20 protein-coding genes are annotated in these 18412 nt (G+C 64.5%); 15 read left to right on the top strand and 5 right to left on the bottom strand.

Going from position 1 to position 18412, the window contains the following annotated elements:
* Positions 1-12 precede the first annotated feature (12 nt).
* The 9 genes from RBB42_RS05650 (at position 13) to RBB42_RS05610 (ending at position 9950) form a co-directional block, all read left to right on the top strand.
* Complete coding sequence (locus tag RBB42_RS05650) at positions 13-1128, top strand: Bug family tripartite tricarboxylate transporter substrate binding protein (RefSeq protein WP_306043616.1); 1116 nt, start codon at positions 13-15, stop codon at positions 1126-1128.
* Positions 1129-1344: 216 nt separating this feature from the next.
* A complete protein-coding gene (locus tag RBB42_RS05645; protein ID WP_305969103.1) occupies positions 1345-2376 on the top strand; it encodes a Bug family tripartite tricarboxylate transporter substrate binding protein in 1032 nt (343 codons plus the stop codon).
* Between the two features lie 64 nt (positions 2377-2440).
* Positions 2441-3007 carry a tripartite tricarboxylate transporter TctB family protein gene (locus RBB42_RS05640; RefSeq protein ID WP_305969104.1) on the top strand — a complete coding sequence of 189 codons (567 nt, stop codon included), beginning with the start codon at positions 2441-2443 and terminating at the stop codon, positions 3005-3007.
* Positions 3007-4524, top strand: a complete 1518-nt coding sequence (locus RBB42_RS05635; RefSeq protein WP_305969105.1) for a tripartite tricarboxylate transporter permease — start codon at positions 3007-3009, stop codon at positions 4522-4524. The genes RBB42_RS05640 and RBB42_RS05635 overlap by 1 nt, the downstream gene beginning before the upstream one ends.
* A 12-nt stretch (positions 4525-4536) precedes the next feature.
* On the top strand, positions 4537-5661 hold the full coding sequence (locus RBB42_RS05630; RefSeq protein ID WP_305969106.1) for a Gfo/Idh/MocA family protein: 1125 nt from the start codon (positions 4537-4539) through the stop codon (positions 5659-5661).
* Positions 5662-5668: 7 nt separating this feature from the next.
* Complete coding sequence (locus RBB42_RS05625) at positions 5669-6598, top strand: TRAP transporter substrate-binding protein (RefSeq protein ID WP_305969107.1); 930 nt, start codon at positions 5669-5671, stop codon at positions 6596-6598.
* 63 nt (positions 6599-6661) lie between these two features.
* Complete coding sequence (locus RBB42_RS05620) at positions 6662-7918, top strand: LVIVD repeat-containing protein (RefSeq protein WP_305969108.1); 1257 nt, start codon at positions 6662-6664, stop codon at positions 7916-7918.
* A gap of 18 nt (positions 7919-7936) precedes the next feature.
* On the top strand, positions 7937-8677 hold the full coding sequence (locus RBB42_RS05615; RefSeq protein WP_305969109.1) for a cytochrome b561 domain-containing protein: 741 nt from the start codon (positions 7937-7939) through the stop codon (positions 8675-8677).
* Between the two features lie 121 nt (positions 8678-8798).
* Positions 8799-9950 (top strand): alpha-hydroxy acid oxidase, encoded by a 1152-nt coding sequence (locus RBB42_RS05610; RefSeq protein WP_305969110.1) that lies wholly within the window; start codon positions 8799-8801, stop codon positions 9948-9950.
* Positions 9951-9968: 18 nt separating this feature from the next.
* On the opposite strand, the gene RBB42_RS05605 is transcribed toward RBB42_RS05610, so the two are convergent.
* The 3 genes from RBB42_RS05605 to RBB42_RS05595 form a co-directional block, all read right to left on the bottom strand.
* Entirely contained in the window at positions 9969-10898 is a 930-nt protein-coding gene (locus tag RBB42_RS05605) for a hydroxyacid dehydrogenase (RefSeq protein ID WP_305969111.1), read from the bottom strand.
* 79 nt (positions 10899-10977) lie between these two features.
* Complete coding sequence (locus tag RBB42_RS05600; RefSeq protein ID WP_305969112.1) at positions 10978-11694, bottom strand: cytochrome b561 domain-containing protein; 717 nt, start codon at positions 11692-11694, stop codon at positions 10978-10980.
* Positions 11695-11863: 169 nt separating this feature from the next.
* Complete coding sequence (locus tag RBB42_RS05595; protein WP_305969113.1) at positions 11864-12490, bottom strand: GntR family transcriptional regulator; 627 nt, start codon at positions 12488-12490, stop codon at positions 11864-11866.
* A 42-nt stretch (positions 12491-12532) separates the two neighbouring features.
* Between RBB42_RS05595 and RBB42_RS05590 the strand changes: the two genes are divergently transcribed.
* The 6 genes from RBB42_RS05590 (at position 12533) to trxB (ending at position 16973) form a co-directional block, all read left to right on the top strand.
* The gene (locus RBB42_RS05590) at positions 12533-12658 is read left to right on the top strand and encodes a hypothetical protein (RefSeq protein WP_305969114.1); all 126 of its coding nucleotides are present in this window, start codon (positions 12533-12535) and stop codon (positions 12656-12658) included.
* A 13-nt stretch (positions 12659-12671) separates the two neighbouring features.
* Positions 12672-13556: an NAD(P)-dependent oxidoreductase gene (locus RBB42_RS05585; protein ID WP_305969115.1), complete on the top strand. Its 885-nt coding sequence runs from the start codon at positions 12672-12674 to the stop codon at positions 13554-13556.
* A 219-nt stretch (positions 13557-13775) separates the two neighbouring features.
* Positions 13776-13991, top strand: coding sequence for a hypothetical protein (locus tag RBB42_RS05580; protein ID WP_305969116.1), 216 nt, complete (start codon positions 13776-13778; stop codon positions 13989-13991).
* 391 nt (positions 13992-14382) lie between these two features.
* Positions 14383-15132: a hypothetical protein gene (locus tag RBB42_RS05575; RefSeq protein ID WP_305969117.1), complete on the top strand. Its 750-nt coding sequence runs from the start codon at positions 14383-14385 to the stop codon at positions 15130-15132.
* Between the two features lie 24 nt (positions 15133-15156).
* Positions 15157-15849 carry a carboxymuconolactone decarboxylase family protein gene (locus RBB42_RS05570; RefSeq protein ID WP_305969118.1) on the top strand — a complete coding sequence of 231 codons (693 nt, stop codon included), beginning with the start codon at positions 15157-15159 and terminating at the stop codon, positions 15847-15849.
* Positions 15850-15998: 149 nt separating this feature from the next.
* Positions 15999-16973, top strand: coding sequence for a thioredoxin-disulfide reductase (gene trxB / locus RBB42_RS05565; protein ID WP_305969119.1), 975 nt, complete (start codon positions 15999-16001; stop codon positions 16971-16973).
* Positions 16974-17154: 181 nt separating this feature from the next.
* Here trxB and RBB42_RS05560 read toward each other — a convergent pair whose 3' ends face one another.
* Together RBB42_RS05560 and RBB42_RS05555 are read right to left on the bottom strand one after the other, a co-directional pair.
* Positions 17155-17994, bottom strand: coding sequence for a 3-oxoadipate:acetyl-CoA acetyltransferase (locus RBB42_RS05560; RefSeq protein ID WP_305969120.1), 840 nt, complete (start codon positions 17992-17994; stop codon positions 17155-17157).
* Between the two features lie 29 nt (positions 17995-18023).
* Positions 18024-18412: SDR family NAD(P)-dependent oxidoreductase (locus RBB42_RS05555; protein ID WP_306043615.1), on the bottom strand; the 389-nt coding region annotated here is incomplete at its 5' end.

Raw genomic sequence — 18412 nt, 5'->3', positions numbered from 1 at the left:
AGGGAGGAAGACATGACGGACTTCAATCGAAGGACTCCGACCAGACGGGCTTTCCTGGGGGGGGCGGCCGCTGGCGTCGCGACGCTTCAGATCACCATGCCCACCATGGCACGCGCAGCCGGCTACCCGGAACGGCCCGTCAATATCGTGGTGATGTATGCCGCGGGAGGCGGCACCGACACGGTCATGCGCAAGGTGGCCGACGGGATGGCCAAGGCAAAGGGCTGGACGATCCAGGTGCAGAACCGGCCCGGCGCGGTCGGTGGCGTGGCGACACGGTTCGTCGCCAATGCCCCCTCCGACGGCTACACCATTCTCGGCGCCGGCAACTACAACAGGTTCGTCCGGGTGCTGGGCCATGCCGAGTTCACGCCCTGGGAAGACTGGCTGCCGTTCAAGGCTGCCGCGGCCTCGGCCTCTTGGGCGGTGCGCGCCGACAGCCCCTTCAAGACGTTGGACGACGTCATCGAGGCGGCACAGGCCAACCCGGGGACCGTGACACTGTCGACCTCGGGCACCGGTGGCAACTGGCACGAGATGGCGATGATCATCGCCGACGCGGCCGGGATCGACCTGAAGTACGTCCCCTACCAGGGCGGCAAACCCGCAACGCTGGCCGGCCTGCAGGGCGAAACCGATATTGCCGGTGGCGGCCTGCATGAACAGATCGACCTGATCCGTTCCGGCGATCTGCGCTGCCTGCTGCAGACCTCGGGCAAGGACGTGACGCTGGACGACGGCACCGTGCTGCCGACGCTGGGTACGGTCATTCCCTCCGCGGCCAACCTGCCCGTCACCGCAACCATGAACCTGATGGTGCCCCGCGACGTGCCTGCGGACGCGCTCCAGGAAATCGCCGATGCCTTCCTCCAGGCGACCAGCTCGGACGAGTATCGCGAATTCCTCGCCTCCAAGTACCTGCTTGCCGACATCAAGATCGGTGAAGAGGCCGACCGCGAAGGCGCTCTGATGGAGTCGATGACGACCCAGATCTTCAACAAGTACTCCGACCAGCTGGGTACCGAGGTCCGGACCGCAGAGGAACTGGGCCTGCCCGATCCCGCCGATTTCGACAGCTGGTGGCCGCCACAGGGCTATGTGCCGCCGCCGATCAAGTCGAACACCTGACAAAGGGCAGCGACCCGCGCCGATGCGGATACCCGTCCCCGGCGCAGGTCCAGGCAGTCACGAGTGCCGGGCGACCTGCCCGAAACAAGAGCCTGAACCGAGCAGAAACGTCACACCCAAAGGGAGGATGAAATGACAAAGTTCAATGGAAATGGTCCTAGCAGAAGGACATTCCTGGGAGGCGCAGCCGCCGGCTTCGCATCCCTTCACATCACCATGCCGTCTGCGGCACTGGCCGCTGGCTACCCGGAACGTCCGATCACCATCGTCGTGATGTACGCGGCGGGCGGCGGCACCGACACGATCATGCGCAAGCTGGCCGAGGAGATGGCCAACGCAAGGGGCTGGACGATCCAGGTCCAGAACCGGCCCGGCGCGGTTGGCGGCGTGGCGACACGGTTCGTCTCGAATGCCCCGGCCGACGGCTACACCATTCTGGGCGCCGCCAATTACAACCGCTTTGTCCGTGTCATGGGCCATGCCGAGTTCACCCCCTGGGAAGACTGGCTGCCGTTCAAGGCGGGCAGCGCGCCTGCCGCCTGGGCCGTCCGGACCGACAGCCCCTATCAGACGATCCAGGACGTGATCGATGCCGCCAAGGCCGATCCCGGCGGACTTTCGATCTCGACCTCGGGCACCGGTGGGGTCTGGCACGAGGCCGCCCTGATCATCGCCGACGCGGCGGGTATCCAGCTCAAGTACGTTCCCTACCAGGGCGGCAAGCCGGCAACGCTGGCCGGGCTGCAGGGTGAAACCGACATCTCCGGCGGCGGCCTGCATGAGCAGATCGACCTCATCCGCTCGGGCGACATGCGGTGCCTGGTGCAGACCACCGGCAAGGACATCACCCTGGAAGACGGCACCGTGCTGCCGACCCTCAGCACCGCGATCCCGGGCGCCACGAACACGCCGGCCGGCTCGACCTACAACTTCATGGTGAAGCGGGACACGCCGCCGGAAATCCTGCAGGAGATCTCGGATGCCTTCGTGGAAGCGGCAAGCTCCGAAGGGTTCCTCGAACTGTTGGCCTCCAAGTACTATCAGGCCGACATCAAGATCGGCGAGGAAGCGGACCGCGAAGGCGCGTTGATGGAGGCGCTCACCGCCGACATCTTCAACAAGAACGCCGACCAAATCGGTGCCGAGGTCAGATCCGCCGAAGAGCTGGGCCTGCCCGCCCCGGCCGATTTCGACAGCTGGTGGCCGCCACAGGGCTACGTGCCGCCGCCGATCAAGTCGAACACCTGATACCTGACACCTGGCAGGGGCCCGCGCGTGCGCGGGCTCCTCTCCTGAACCGACGGAAAACGTCATGTCCAATTCCAAAGACCCCGAGTTCGAGTTTGAGGGCGAAGAGGCCGGCACCGGCTACGCGTCGCCCGTGCTCGACCTGGTCGCCACGGCAATCCTGATCACGATCGCGGTTGCCGTCATGATCGCCTCGCTGCGCCTGCCGGTTCCCGGCGGGCTGAGAACCGCGCCCGGGCTGCTGCCCTTCATCGTGTCGGCCTCGCTGCTGCTCATGGCACTGGGGCTGGGCGCATCCGCGGTCTCGCGGTATCGCAGCGGCGTGCGCGTTCCGCTTCTGGACGGCCGCGATGTGGCGACCGACCTGCGGACCCTCATCCTGGCTGGCGGCGTCGCGACCTATATCGCCGCGCTCCAGTTCCTGGCCTTCCAATACCGGCTTGACCTGTTGGGGCTGAACCTTTCCTTCACGGCGTTCGAACCGGCCACGATCCTGACGCTTGCCGTGATCATGCACCTCAGCTGGCGCGGCCCGATCTGGATCACGACAACCATCGCGACTTGCTGGACGCTGGTCCTGTCGCTGGTCTTCCAGCTGGTGTTCAAAATTCCACTTCCGGGGACATTCTGATGATCGACGGCCTTCTTCTTGCGCTGACGCCCTACCTGCTGATGATGACCCTTGCCGGGGTCAGCCTCGGGATCATCTGGGGCGCCCTTCCGGGCTTGTCGACAACGATGGCCATGGGCCTGCTGATCGGCCTGTCGGCCGGCATGTCGCAGGAGGTCGCCATCTCCTTCATGCTGGGCGTCTACACCGGCAGCGTGTTCGGTGGCGCCATCTCTGCCGTGCTCATCAATATTCCCGGAACGCCCGACGCGGTGCCGACCATGATCGAGGGCCACCAGCTTGCCCAACGGGGCGAAGGCGGACAGGCGCTTGGCATGTCGATCGCCGCCTCCTTCATCGGCGGTGGCATCGGGATCATCTTGCTGGTCTTGATCATCCCGGTGATCCTAACCTTCGCGCTGAACTTCCGCTCGTGGGAGATGTTCTGGTTGGCGGTGATCGGGATCATGGTGTCCGGCACGATGGCCGCTGGATCGCTGCCCATCAAGGGTTGGATCTCCGGGTGGCTCGGAATGTTGATCGCCTTCATTGGCCTCGACGCGATCCACGCGGTCCCCCGTTTCACCTTCGATTCCTTCGCGCTCTTCGACGGCGTTTCCTATGTTGCAGTGCTGATCGGCCTGTTCGGCATGGCCGAAATCCTGCGCACCCTGCCCGCCAAGGACATGCCTACGATCCCGTCGGACGTGGGCCGGGTGTTCCCGCCGCTCAGGCTGCTGGCGCGCTATACGCCCTCGGCCGTTCGTTCGGGCATCATGGGCACCTTCATCGGCGCGATTCCGGGCGCCGGGGCCAACGTGGCCTCGTTCCTGGCCTATGACGTCGGACGGCGCCGCGCGAATTCCGAGGACCGAGCGAAATGGGGCAAGGGCAGCTATCATGCGCTGGTCTGCGCCGAAACCGCCAACAACGCCAATATCGGCGGCTCGATGCTGCCCACCCTGGCGCTGGGGATCCCCGGAAACGCGGCGGCCGCGGCGCTACTGGCGGCACTGACGCTCAAGAACGTCGTCGTCGGCCCGACCATCGAAATCGATCACCCGGGCCTGATCTACTTCATCTACTCGGCGCTGATCGTGGCCAACATCCTGATGTACCTGGCCGCCTTCGCCCTGATCGGCCCCTGCGTCAAGCTGTTCAGCCTGCCGCGCGGCATCCTCATGCCGATGATCCTGCCGGTCTGCATCATCGGCGCCTACGCGGTGAAACTGTCGATGTTCGACGTCTGGGTGATGTTCACCGCCGGGGTCGTCGGCTGGTTGTTCTCGGTGTTCAAGTTCCCGGTCGCGCCGGTCGTGCTGGGCGTGATCCTGGCGCCTCTCGCGGACGAGAACGTGCGCCGGTCGCTGCTGGTGTTCGAAGGCGAAAGCGCCGGGTTCGTCCTGTCGCAGTGGATCGGGACCTTCCTGATGATCTGCGTCGGACTCGTGATCGTGGAAGGTGCTGTCCGGATGATCCGGGCGGCGCGTTCAGGAAAAGATACCGTCGGTGAACAGGCCGATGGAACAGCAAGTTAAGTGGGAGACACCATGCAGGAACGAAATCAGATCGGGTTGGCCATTGTCGGGTGCGGTACTATCGGCCGGATACGCGCCGAACTGGCGCGCGCCTACCCCGGGGTCGGTTGGATCGGCTTGTGCGATCTGAAATCGGACATCGGCCAGAAACTGGCCGAGGACGTCCAGGCCGATTTCTTCACCAACGACTACCGCGAGCTTCTGGAACGGCCCGAGGTGACCGCGACGATCATCGCAACGGACGAGAACTTCCATTTCGACCCCACTATGCTGGCGGTGGAAAAGGGACATTCCCTGTTCATCGAAAAGCCGCTGGCGACCGACGCGCGGCAATCGGCGCAGATCCTCGACGCGATCCAGTCGGCGGGGCTGGACGCGGTGATCGGTTACACCAACCGCTTCCGCCGCCGGTTCCTGACCGTGAAGGAACGCCTGATCACCGGCCAGATCGGCGACGTTCACACGGTGGTCACACGCGCCTTCATGAACCGCATGGTCCCCATCGCCACCGTCCAGCGCACGCAGGAACGCGCCACGCTGACCCCGATGGTCGTCTCCGGTACACACAGCCTCGACATGTCGCTGTGGCTGCTGGAGGGCAAGAAACCCGTCTCCGTCTTTGCGCAATCAACCGATCCGGTCCTGGGCAAATGGGGCACCAAGGATTCCACGGTCGGCATCTTCACCATGGATGACGGTTCGGTGTTCTCGATGAACATTTCCTGGGGCCTGCCAGAGGTCTGGCCGGGCGCGGTCTACGGGATCGAGATCGGCATTGTCGGCTCCGAAGGCGTGATCGACATCGAGGACACCCACCGCGACCTTGTCATGGCGACGAATTTCGCCCAGGGCGCCGGCTATGCGCCCGAGGGCTACACGGCCCCGGACCGGCATGTGGAATTCCTGACCAGCTATCCGCCGGGCGACCTGCACGACGGCCAGCTTTGGGGGCCGATGCGGGAAGAGACGAACGCCTGGTTCCAACGGCTTTACACCGGGGCCAGCACCCCGCACGCGACTGCCTCTGACGGGCACCGCAACCTGCTGATGACAATGGCGATGGATCTTTCGGCCAAGCGCGGCGCCCCGGTCGCTCTGCCCCCGGATCCCGAAGAGCTGATGAAAGAGCTGACGTGAGGCCGCAATGAGCATCGAGTTGAAATTCGGGGGCTACCAGGGCCCCAATTCCGTTCACACCCGCGGCGGCCAGGTGCTGGCAAAGGCGGTCGAGGAAGAGACAGGCGGCAAGATCCGCCTGGTCTTCGACGAAAACATCGTCAGCCGCGGGCACAAGGCGGCCGACCTTCTCAGCCTGACCGAAAGCGGCGACCTTGACGGGTGCTATTTCTCGTCCAGCTACCTTGCCAAGCGGGTGCCAGAGCTTGGGCTCTTCGATCAGCATTTCGTCGTGCCCGACCGGCGCCGCGCCTATGCGCTGCTGGACGGCGCCCTTGGCGACCGTCTGCGGACAGAGGTCGCCAAGGCAACCGGCTACGAGGTCCTGGGCTACTGGGACAACGGGCTGCGTCATATTTCCAGCGGGCCGCCGATCCGCAACGTGGCCGATTGCGACGGGCTCAAGATCCGGACACTGGCCAACGAGGCCCACCAGCGCGTGTTCCGCGCCCTGGGCTTTGATCCGCAGAGCATAGACGTCCGCGACCTGCCGGAGGCCGTGGTCACGGGACGGGTCGATGCGCAGGAGAATCCGCTGACCAACATCCTGAACTTCAAGCTGCATGAGACCCACCGGCACATTCTTTTGACCCGGCACCTGCTGGGCGTCGCGCTGGTCCTGTTCAACGCCGAACGTCTCGGGACGCTGGACCCGGATCTGCGGGCCGGTTTGCAGCGCGCCGTCGACCGCGCCACCGCCGAGCAGCGCCGCTTCGCCGAAGAGGATGATCAGATCTGCGGCGACGAGATGCGCAAGCAGGGCGTCGAACTGGTCGAGCTTGACGACGAAACGCGCGCCGCCTTCGCCGCCGCGACCCGCCCCGAGGTGGACGAGACCCGCAAGGCCTTTTCGCCAGAACTGCGGGATCTCTTCGATCGTGAACTGAGCGCGGCCTGACGCCGGACCCAAGGCCAGAAACAAGGCCCGAACCAAGGCCCGAAGCAAGGAAAGACAGCCCAGATGACACAACCGGACCTGCCCACACCCGACCACGTGCGCAACATGAAACTGATCGGCTATTCCGATCAGGGCGGACGGCCCGATGGCGTGCAACTCATGGTCAACAAGGGCCACGCCATCGTCGGTCACATGTTCTCGGACGGGTTCAGCGTGATCGATTGCCGCAACCCGCGCGAACCAAAGCCGGTCGCCTATATCCCGGCCCCTCCCAACACCTGGAACATCCACCTGCAATCCCACGAGGACCTGCTCTTGGTGATCAACGCCAAGAACATGTTCGCGGCGGAGGAATTCCAGAACGAAGAGGAATATTACAAGGGCAAGCTGGGCGACAAGGTGGGCACCGCCGCCACTGCCTCGACCGGGCGCGACTGGACCGCGGGCATGGCAGTCTATGACATCAAGAACCCGGCAGAGCCGAAAAAGATCGGCTTCATGGACATCGAGGGCGGCGGCATTCACCGGCTGTGGTACACCGGCGGCCGCTGGGCCTATGCCTCGGCGCTGCTGGACGGGTTCACGGACTACATCTTCATCACCATCGACATGGCCGATCCGACCAACCCGAAAGAGGCTGGCCGCTTCTGGCTGCCCGGCATGAACGTGGCCGCCGGCGAGGATCCGTCGCAGGACCAGGCGCGCGCCGGCCTGCACCACGCCATCGTCCACGGCGACACTGCCTATGGCGCCTGGCGTGACGGCGGGCTTGTCATCATGGACGTCAAGGACCGGACCAACCCGGAACTGATCGTGCATCGCAACTGGTCCCCGCCCTTTGGCGGCGGGACGCACAACGCGCTCCCCCTGCCCGACCGCAACCTGCTGGTCGTCGCCGACGAGGCCGTGCTGGACAACTGCGCAGACGGGATCAAGCACATCTGGATCTTCGACATCCGCGAGCCGTCCAACCCGGTCAGCATCGCCACCGTGCCGATCCCCAACGAAGAGGATTACTGTGCCAAGGGTGCCCATTTCGGCCCCCACAACATCCACGAGAACCGCCCCGACGGAATGGTCAGCGACCAGTTGATCTTTGCGACCCAACAGAATGCAGGGGTGCGGGTCTACGACATCTCCAACGAGTATCAGCCCAAGGAGACGGCGGCCTTCGTGCCCCCTGCCCCGGCCCGGCTGATGGACCGCCGCCCGAACCGGGCGAAGGTGATCCAGTCGACCGATATCTGGGTCTCGAAAGAGGGTCTTTGCTACGTGTCCGACTACAACGCCGGGATGTACATCCTGGAATACAACGGCTGACACGCGCCCCCGGAACGATTGGACAGGACACATGGGCACGCCGTGATCGACCACCCCAGCCACATCCCCACCGAGGTCTACCTGGGCATTCTCGGCCGTACGATCGACGTGCATTGGAACTACCACGCGGTTCTGATGTACGTCGTCTGGATGGGCCTTGTGCCGCTCTGCGTCACCATCATGCGGTTCCACAAACCGCCGCCGTCCGAAAAGGGCATCCGGCGCGACGTCAGCCTGTGGCACCGCGAATGGTGGTTCTTCAGCGTGCACAAATACGGCCTGTTTCTGGCCATGGCCGCGGTCCTTGCCGGCACGGCGGTGGCCTTCTGGGCGAGCGGCGGGTTCAGCGGATCGGTTCATGCCTGCCTGGGCGCGCTCACGGTGGCGATGGGGCTGGGCCAGATCCTGTCCTCGCAGATGCGCGGCACCCGCGGCGGGCGATATCGCGTGGGGGCCGACCCCGACGATCCCGCGACATGGCGCGGCGACCAGTACGATCACACGCCCAAACGGCGCCTGTTCGAGGCGGTGCACAAGACCTGCGGTTACTTCACCCTGATCTGCGCCTTCGCGGCGGTGGGCTCCGGGCTGATGCAATACGCCATGCCCGTGCTGACAGGGGTTGTCGTGCTCACCGGATTGGGATGGCTGGCGGCCTGGGCGCTCTATGATTTCAGGGGACGCGCCTATGACGGCTATCGCGTCGCCCACGGCTATGGCCTGGAACATCCCTACAACAAGCAGCGCGAATTCCTGTAGGGCGCCCCGGTCGAAAATTTCGGAAAAAGGAAACTATGGTGACATCCATGACCATGGACAGGGGCTCCGTGCCCGGCGCGGCGCCGACGCCAGTCGAACAAACGTTTTCGGGCCCGGCGTCATGCTAGGCCCGCGCTGGAAGGGCAAGGTTCAACGCCTGGAGGACCTCGAACCCATCGCCAAGTCCCTGCTGCCCTGGGCGCTGTGGGAATTCGCCGCGCAGGGGGCCGAAAACAACCTGTCGAGAGACGGCAACCGGCAGGCGTTCGAGGATATCTGGCTGCAACCCCGCGTCCTGAGGGATGTCTCGGACCGGTCGATCCGGCAGGACTTGCTGGGCAAGAGCTATGCCGCGCCGTTCGGCATCGCGCCGATGGGCGCCAGCGCCATGTTCGGCTACCAGGCCGATCTGAACTTTGCCCGCGCCGCGAAAGAGGCCGGGATTCCCTTCTGCATGTCGGGCAGCGCGCTGGTCCCGATGGAACGTGTCGCAGAGGTCAACCCGGATGTCTGGTTCCAGGCCTATGTCGCGGCGGACCGCGCCACCATCGCGGAACTGATCGAGCGTGTCCGCGCCGCCGGGATCTCGACCCTCGTGGTCACGGTGGATGTCCCCGTTCCGGGCAATCGCCGCGCGACCTATCGGCAAGGGTTCGAATACCCGATGCGGCCCAGCATGAGGATCGCGGTCGACGGGCTGTGCCACCCGCGCTGGCTGACGGGCACCTTCCTGCGGTCCCTGATGACCAGCGGGATGCCGCATATCGAGAATTACGGCAAAGGCCGGGGCATCCCGATCATCTCGGCCCGCGCGCCACAGCGCAAACATGTGCGCGACGCGCTGAACTGGGAAGACATCAAGTGGCTGCGCGACAAGTGGCAGGGCAAGCTGCTGCTCAAGGGCATCCTTGCACCCGACGATGCGCGTGCGGCCTCCGAAGCCGGGGTGGACGGGATCATCGTGTCCAACCATGGCGGGCGGATGCTGGATTCCTCCATCCCGCCGATCAAGGTGCTGCCAGAGATCGCGCGCGAAAAGGGCAATATGGCCGTGCTGCTGGACAGCGGCGTCCGCAGGGGCGTCGACGTGGTCAAGGCACTGGCGCTTGGGGCTGATTTCGTCTTTGTCGGCCGGCCGTTCCTCTACGCCGCGGCGGTGGGCGAACAGCCAGCCATCGATCACGCGATCAACCTGCTGTCCGCGGAAATCGACCGGACCATCGCATTGATCGGCAGCACCGATCTCGACGATCTGGGCGAGCGGCTGGCATAAGCCGCCCGCCCCCATACCCTAGCCCAGAACCCGACGCACGTTTTCGGCCGCCACTTCGGCGATGCGGCGGTTGGATTCGCGCGTCACACCGGCGATATGCGGCGTCAGGATCAGGTTGGGCACACCTTCGAAGATCTTGCAGACCTCGGGCGTGATCGGTTCGACATCCAGCGTATCCAGCGCCGCCCCGGCGATCTTGCCCGCACGCAAGGCTTCGGCGCAGGCGGCCTCGTTCACGATGCCGCCGCGCGCGGAATTGACCAGGACGGCCTCCGGCTTCATGCGGTCGAACTGTCGCGCATCAATGAGGTCGATGGTCTGCGGCAGCTTCGGACAATGCAGCGTGACCACGTCCGCCTCGGCGATCAGATCGTCCAGATCGACCCGGCGGGCATCGGTCCAGGCCGGATGGTCGTCCGGCATCATCGCATCATAGGCGATGACGTTCATGCCCATGCCACGGGCCTTTTCGCCCACCACCTGACCGATGGAGCCGAACCCGACGATGCCGATGGTGCGCCCCGCGATTTCGCGCGCACCGGCGAATTTCGGGCGATCCCAGGCGCCGCCGGCCACCTCTGGCGTCGCGAAATAGGCGGGTCCGCGCAAAAGCACCATCGCGGTCGTGATGACGTATTCGGCGACGGAAACCGCGTTCGCCCCGATCGACGGGCAAACATCGACGCCGCGTTCCTTGCAGGCCTCGACGTCGATGTTGTCCAGTCCGACCCCCATCCGCGCAACCACCTTGAGGTTGGGCGCGGCGTCAAGCAGCTCCGGGTTCACCTGCGTCGCGTTGCGCACGACGATGGCACGCGCGTCGGCCATCTTTTCCAGCAGTTCCGCCCGCTTGTCCCACAGGTTCGGGTCCCAGTGGACATCGTACTCTGCGATCAGCCCCTCGGCCGTTTCCTTGTCCATGAATTCGGAAATGACGACATCCGACATGCTCTGATCCTCTTTCTGGCCCCGTGGCCCGATATGTGGCCCACCGGGGCCAAAACGAATTTCCGATGCGGCGCACCGCTCAGAGGTATTCGCGTTCCTTGTTGTAGGGATGTTCCATTCCGTAGCCGTGCACAGCGCGGTAGCCGTCATAGCGCCGCTCGAGGAATTCCATCAGGACCCAGAAGGCCAGGAAAACAAAGGGCGTGATCAGAGCGATGGTCGCAAGGGTCGGCATCGGGTATTGCATCAGGCCGGATCCGATCGCCCCGGCGGCGCAGAACAGCGTGAAATAACCGGCTGTCTTGTGGTACGCCTCGAAGATCCGGCGGCGGGTGGTGCGGCTGTAGTGATCGCCATGCCAGGTCGACGGGTCTTCGGGGTCGGCGTTGTTGTAGTATTTGCCGCCGTGGGTGCCCCGCAGCATCCCCGCGGTGACCTGGATCACGCCCAGAATGACGGTCAGGATACCCAGGATCGAATGCACCGATCCGCTGAATCCCTTGCTGACGACAAAGGCCACCGTCACCCCGGCCAGCGACAACAGAACCGCCGTCCAGAGCCCGTATTTATGGGCGTTGAACCACCACCATTCGATATGCCTGATGTGCACCTTGCGGCGCAGGCCGTACTTGGTCGGCTTGGGCTTGCCGTAGCGGATGATCGTCACGAGAAGCGGCACCAGGAACAACCAGATGCTGACCATCAGGATCGCATGGTAGTTCCAGTGGATCTCGACCGTCCGGTCGAGAAAGCCGATATAGGCCTCTTCCTTGATATGCGGCATTTTCTCGAACATCGGGCGGTCCTCTCCTCATACCTGAGCGCCAGGTTGGGCGGCCTTGGCCGCATGCCTCTGGATTCACCGGCGCATTGCGGCTAAAGTATCGATTATCGATAACTTGTGCAACCGAGAGTCAGCCGCAATCGCCTGGTTTCAAGGAAAAACGGGAATTATAGGCAGGCCGTCACGGCTTGTTGACAAGCACGTGGTCCCGGGCCGCCAGGCGCGCCGCCTCGGGATCGCCCGAGCACAGCGTATCGACCAGCACCTGGTGCGAATCGGTCACCCGCAAAAGGTCGGCGCTGTGGCGCATGACGTTCAGGCTGGTCCGCGAACGCACGTTCAGCCCCTCCCACACCGACAGCAGCGTGTCGTTGCCCGCCGCTTCCAGGATGATGCGGTGAAAGCGCATGTTGTGCTGCGCAAACAGAAACGAATCCGCGGCATGGGCGGCCTTGCGCATCTGTTCCATCTGCTTTTCCAGCTTGGACCGCAGATCGATGCCGGCCTTGGCGACACATTCCGACGCGTAGGCCTCCAGCTGGGCGCGTACGTCATAGATCTCGCGGATCTCGTCGTCGCTGATCACCCGAACCCGCGCGCCCTTGTTGTGGCGGGTTTCCACCAGCCCCATCGCCTCCAGCTCGCGCACGGCCTCGCGCACCGGCGCCTGGCTGGTGTTCAGCTCTGCCGCGATCCGCAACTCCACCAGCCTGTCCCCCGGACGCAGGGCGCCGGACAGGATCTGCTTCATCAGATGCTCGCGGATTTGTGCGGAAAGCGACGAACGTACGATTTGCGAACGGGGCAAGGCGGGGCTTTCAGAGATGATATCGGTCTAGGAACGAAAGTGATGCAGAGATTTCAAGGTCTGGCCGCGAAATGCAAGGGCCAGAAGCTGCGCCTTGACGGGAACGGCACCGATCCGGTCCCGCCCTGCCCCGAAACCCGCCACTCGCAGATGGCACCAAACCACTGAAATGGAAACAGAAATGACCAAAACCGTCGGCGTGATCGGCCTGGGCAACATGGGCCGGGGAATTGCACGGAACATCGCCAAAGCGGGCCACGATCTGATTGCCTGGGACACCACCGAAGAGGCCAGGTCCCGGTTTTCCGACACCGCCCGCATCCTTGAACCGGACGCGATGGCCGCCGAGGCGGAGATCGTGATTTTCGTGGTTCCGGGGTCACCGCAAATCGACGACATCCTTGACAGCATGTTGGCGAACGCCCGCCCCGGCCTGATCCTCTGGGACTTCACCACCTCCGATCCGGTCTACACCAAACGGCTGGCCGCGCGGGCTGCAGAGGCCGGGGTGCCCTACATGGACGCGGGCATGACGGGCGGTGGCGCCAAGGGCGCCGACGAGGGCACGATGACCCTGATGATCGGCGGCGATGCCGAGGTCCTGGAACGGTCGCGCCCGGCGCTGGAGGCCTGCGCCGGCAAGCTGATCCATCTCGGGCCGTCGGGGGCCGGGCACACGATGAAGGTGGTCCACAACCTGATCACCCATACCAATTTCCTTGCCTGCTCCGAGGCCGGCCGCCTCGCCGAGGCGGCGGGGATCGACCTTGCCGACATGATCAAGGTGTTCAACGCGGGCAATGCGCGCAGCTTCATTTCCGAACGCCGCTTTCCCGATCACATCCTCACCGAAACCTGGGACGGCCGCTCGCGCATTTACAACCTGCGCAAGGACGTGGGCATGGCCGTCGCCCTGTCCAAGGAGCTTGGCAGCCCGATGCGGATCGGGCACCAGACGCTTGCCTGGATCCAGGCGGCGATTGATGCCGGCATGGCCGATGAGGATTTCACCCGCCTCTATCCCGCGCTCGACAAGCTGACGCAGGACACGGACGGGACCGCCTGACCGGACCGGCCCGCAGGGTCCGATACGGGCGACATCCCAGGGGCGGTGACCGGTTGCACGGCCGGCGCCGCCCCGTTCTTTGCGCCAAGACAGCCATCGCAAGCGTTGCGTCAGGCGCAACGCGGCCTTTCGCGATCGTGGGTGGTCGTGGCGGGCCCTCTGCACGATATCAAATGGGAACCTTGAACCGAAGTCGGTATGACGCAAAGGACGGTCCCAATGACTGCTATCACAGAGAATTTCTCCAAAGGCGCGGGCTATTTCCAACAGGCGGTCGGCGCGGTATCGGCATTCTTCGACAGTTTGGCGCGCGCGACTGCCGCGGCAGAAGCCTATGACCATTATTCGAACATGTCGGACGCCCAGCTGGCCGAACACGGGCTCGACCGGATGACCGTGGGCCAGCACATCATGCATCGTCACCTCGACGCCTGACGCCTTAGGTCGGCCGTATGGGCCGACACAGACCGAACCGCGCCTGTCTTGCTGCAAAGTCAGGTGCGGTCGCTTCGATCCGCGCGTTATGCTCACGCCAGATGTCGCATCGCGGCCAGTCGATTTTGCACGCCTCGCCGCACGCCAATCCCCAAGCGGATACTGGCAGACCCTGTTGCTTTGACAGGGAATTTTGGTCCCTCGGCATGGGACCCGGCATCCGACAAAAGGATGCCTATTCCATTTATCTATCCAAAAACCTGATAAGCGGCATCAGTAAGGATGTTTACTGACTTGCCTTCAGGGCTGGTACGTCTCGCCGGGCACAACCGGTGGAGGTGACGATGGTCGCCCCACCAAAGACCTGTCCCCGACCTCGCAGGAGACCAGCATGGGCGAAGTGATCAAGGCCGATTGGTTCGATTTAGACAATTCGTCCAGCGTCGCGATCCGGTCCTGGCTGCATGACAGCTACCTGCCGCAAGTCCAGTCCGTTCCGGGCGTCGCATGGACCGCCCACTACGAGATCGTCGAGATCCCCGACAAGCCCTATATCGCGGGCGCCCCGCAACGGCAGGAAACGACGGACCCGACCCTGCCTACCGGATGGCAGAACGTCATTCTCACTGCCGCCGTTTCACCCGAGGTCTTCTTTGGCCGGAACGACCCGCTGGATACCCTGGCGCAATCCCACGCCGACCAGCTTGCCCGGCTTCGCAATCACCGCAGCGCCGTCTACATCGAGGAACAGGTGGTCAATTCCCCCGAATTGCGCGCCTCGCCCTACGGCATGGGCCCGCCCCCGGCCATGCAGCTGGGAAATTACAACGTCGGCACCCCCGAGGATGAGGTCGAACTGGCTCGCTGGTACAGGGCCGAACGCTTTGCCCGCGTCTCCGTCACCCCGGGCATGATCCGTGGCCGCAAGCTGCTTTCGATCGCGGGCTGGGCCAAGCACGGCGTCCTGTGGGAATTCACCGATCTGCCCGAGGGCGACAGCAGCTTCGAGCACCGGTTCGTCGCGGCGGACCGGGGGGAGAACTGGCAGGGGCGGCACGTGCTCGAATACGCGATACATGCCTACGGCAGCCCGCATGCCGGACGCCGCGTCTGGCCACCCGTCACCGACACCACCGCGTAACACCAGCATCCATAGGGAGGATTCATGACACAACGACTGACCGGCAAGAGCCACGAAGAAGCGACGGGAACCGCCAAGCTGATCTTCGAAGCCTCGGACAAATTTCTTGGCCGCACCGCCAATCTTCAGCGCATCCTGGCCACCCACAGCCCCTACCTGGCGCGCTGGTTCGGTGGCCTCGTCGCCGCCGTCCGCCAGCCCGACCTCGGCGCCACCACCGATCCGCGCCTGCGCGGCCTGGCCTGCATCAAGACCTCGATGACCAACGCCTGCGCCTATTGCACCGCGCATACCTCGACCTTCGGCCAGGGCCTCGGCATCTCCGACGAAGAACTCGAGGCGATGATGGACGACAGCTACAAGACCAGCCCGCTGTTCGACGAACGCGACCGTGCCGCCATCGCCTGGTCCGAGGCAATGACCAAGAACACGGCACAGCGCGACAAGGACGTCTGGGCCGCGATGAAAGAGAACTTCACCGACACCGAGATCGTCGAGATCTCGATGGCCTGCGCGATGTTCAACATGATCAACCGCCTGAACGACAGTTTCTGGACCAACCTCGAAACCGAGGAATACAACCAGAAACAGTGGAACGCGGTAAAGGGACTTTCGATCGAGGATATCGAGGCCTATGCCGGCCGCTTCGCCGAGGTGGGCGCCGCCGAGCGCGCCGAACAGGGTCAGGCCGAGTCGAAAGCCAAGGCCACCGCCTGAGCCATCCTGCGGATCGAAACGCACGCTCCCGGTGCGTTTCCGGGGCAGACTCACTCCTCCTGCCCCGCAAGGCGACCTTCACGGTCGCCTTGCCCCATCATCGGCCCGCGTCCCGGGCCGGCCCGTCCATTTGTCAGAGAGCGCCCCCAATGCCCAACAAGCACACCAAAGTCCTGATCATCGGTTCCGGCCCCGCCGGCTATACCGCCGCCGTCTACGCCAGCCGTGCCATGCTGGAACCGGTGCTGGTCCAGGGGATCCAGCCCGGCGGCCAACTGACGATCACCACCGAGGTCGAGAACTGGCCGGGGGATGCGATGGTTCAGGGGCCCGACCTGATGGTCCGGATGGAGGCCCACGCCCGCGAGGTCGGCGCCGAGATCGTCAGCGACCACATCAACGCGATCGATCTGTCCAGCCGCCCCTTCACGGCCCAGGGCGATGGCGGCACCACCTATACCGCCGATGCCCTCATCCTGGCGACGGGGGCGCAGGCAAAATGGCTGGGTCTGCCCAGCGAAGAGGCATTCAAAGGCTTTGGCGTCTCGGCCTGCGCCACCTGCGACGGGTTCTTCTACCGCGGCAAGAACGTGGTCGTGATCGGCGGCGGCAACACCGCGGTCGAAGAGGCCCTGTTCCTGACCAGCTTCGCGGCGAAGGTCACCCTGATCCACCGTCGCGACACGCTGCGCTGCGAGAAGATCCTTCAGCACAGGTTGTTCAACAACCCAAAAGTCGAGGTGCTCTGGGAACACGAACTGGACGAGGTCCTTGGCGCCGACAACCCGCGCAGCGTCGAAGGGATCCGCGCCCGCAACGTCAAATCCGGCGAGACGACCGAGATCGCCTGTGACGGCGTCTTTGTCGCCATCGGCCATGCCCCCGCCTCGGAACTGGTCGTGGACCAGCTGGAAACCCATCACGGCGGCTACGTGGTGACCAAGCCCGACTCGACGGAAACATCGATACCCGGCGTTTTCGCGGCGGGCGACCTGACCGATCACATCTATCGCCAGGCGGTCACCTCGGCCGGGATGGGTTGCATGGCCGCGCTCGAAGCCGAGAAATACCTGGCCATGAACGAAACGGCCCTGGGCGGTGACGAAGTGGCCGTCGTGGCCTGACCCGCCAGTTCCGACGCACCACACCCATCAGGGAGACGCCCAATGTCCGTGTCATCCAAGCGGCGTCTTCCTGCAAAGGGCTTCGAGATGGGCATCCCCCTGTCCGTTTCGGAGCCCTTTGGCAGGTTCTTGCCCCCGATACGCAGCTAGGCACGAGCATCGACCTGCAGTCGCATATGGTTCAGCGCGCCGCTGCCAAGCCAAGGATTTCGCGCGCTTCCGAGGTGGTTGCGACCTTCCGATCGCTCTCTGCGCAGATCTCCACCGCGCGCGTGACCAGCGCGGCATTGGACGGGGCAAGCCTCGACTTGTCCAGCCGAATATTGTCCTCTAAACCGGTGCGCAGATGTCCGCCGGCCTCTGCGGCCCATCTGTTCAGCTCCAACTGATGACGCCCGATACCGGCCGCGCACCACGGCACGTCGCCAAACAGGCGATGGACGGTTTTGACATAGAAATCAAATACCTCGCGATCGGCAGGCATGGCATTCTTCACCCCCATGACGAACTGGACGTAGGGCGGCGAGGTCAGTTCTCCGCGGTCCATCATGGCCCGCGCTTGCAGGATGTGGCTCAGGTCAAAGGCTTCGATCTCGGGCTTGATGCCATAGGTCCGCATCTCATTGGCCAGCCACTGAACCAGGTCCGGCGGGTTCTCATAGACACGCGTCGGAAAATTGTTGGACCCCACCGACAGCGAGGCCATGTCCGGGCACAGCGGCAGCATACCGCCCCGCGCCTGCCCCGCGCCGGACCGTCCGCCGGTGGAAAACTGCACGATCATGCCGGGACAATGTTTGTTCAACCCCTCCTTCAGTCGCGCGAAACGATCCGGGTCCGAGCTGGGCGTGCCGTCATCATTGCGCACATGGGCATGACAGATCGTGGCCCCGGCCTCGAACGCGGCATGGGTGCTTTCGATCTGTTCGATGACCGTGATCGGCACGGCGGGATTGTCGTCCTTGGTCGGCAAGGATCCGGTGATCGCCACGCAGATGATGGCGGGTGTCTTGTCAGTCATGGAAGTCTCGTCAATTCAAAAGGTGTGGATCAGGCCAGCCCGGCCTCGACCGGCAGGCAGGTGCCGGTGATCCCGGCAGCAAGCGGCGAGGCAAGGAAACAGGCGGCATGGGCCACGTCCGCTTCTGTGGCCAGCCGTCCCAGCGCGGTCTCGGACTGAAGCGCGGCAATCGCCTGATCGGCTGGCGTGCCGCCATTCGCGGCGCGGGTTTCGATCCGCCCACGCAGGGCGTCGGTCAGGATCGGCCCGGGAGCAAGCGCGTTCACCCGCACCCCGTCGCGGCCCATGTCCAGCGCGGCGGCCCGCGCCAGCCCGAGAACGGCGTGTTTCGTCGCTGTATAGAGCGCCTGATCCGGATGCGCAGTATACCCGTTGATCGAGGCCATGAGCACCGCCGCCCCCTGCCCCGCCGCCAGCC

The organism is Mameliella sp. MMSF_3455, assembly GCF_030733205.1.
Classification (GTDB): Bacteria; Pseudomonadota; Alphaproteobacteria; order Rhodobacterales; family Rhodobacteraceae; genus Antarctobacter.
Note: the sequence above shows the minus strand (reverse complement) of the source record. Positions and strands in the feature narration are given on the sequence as shown.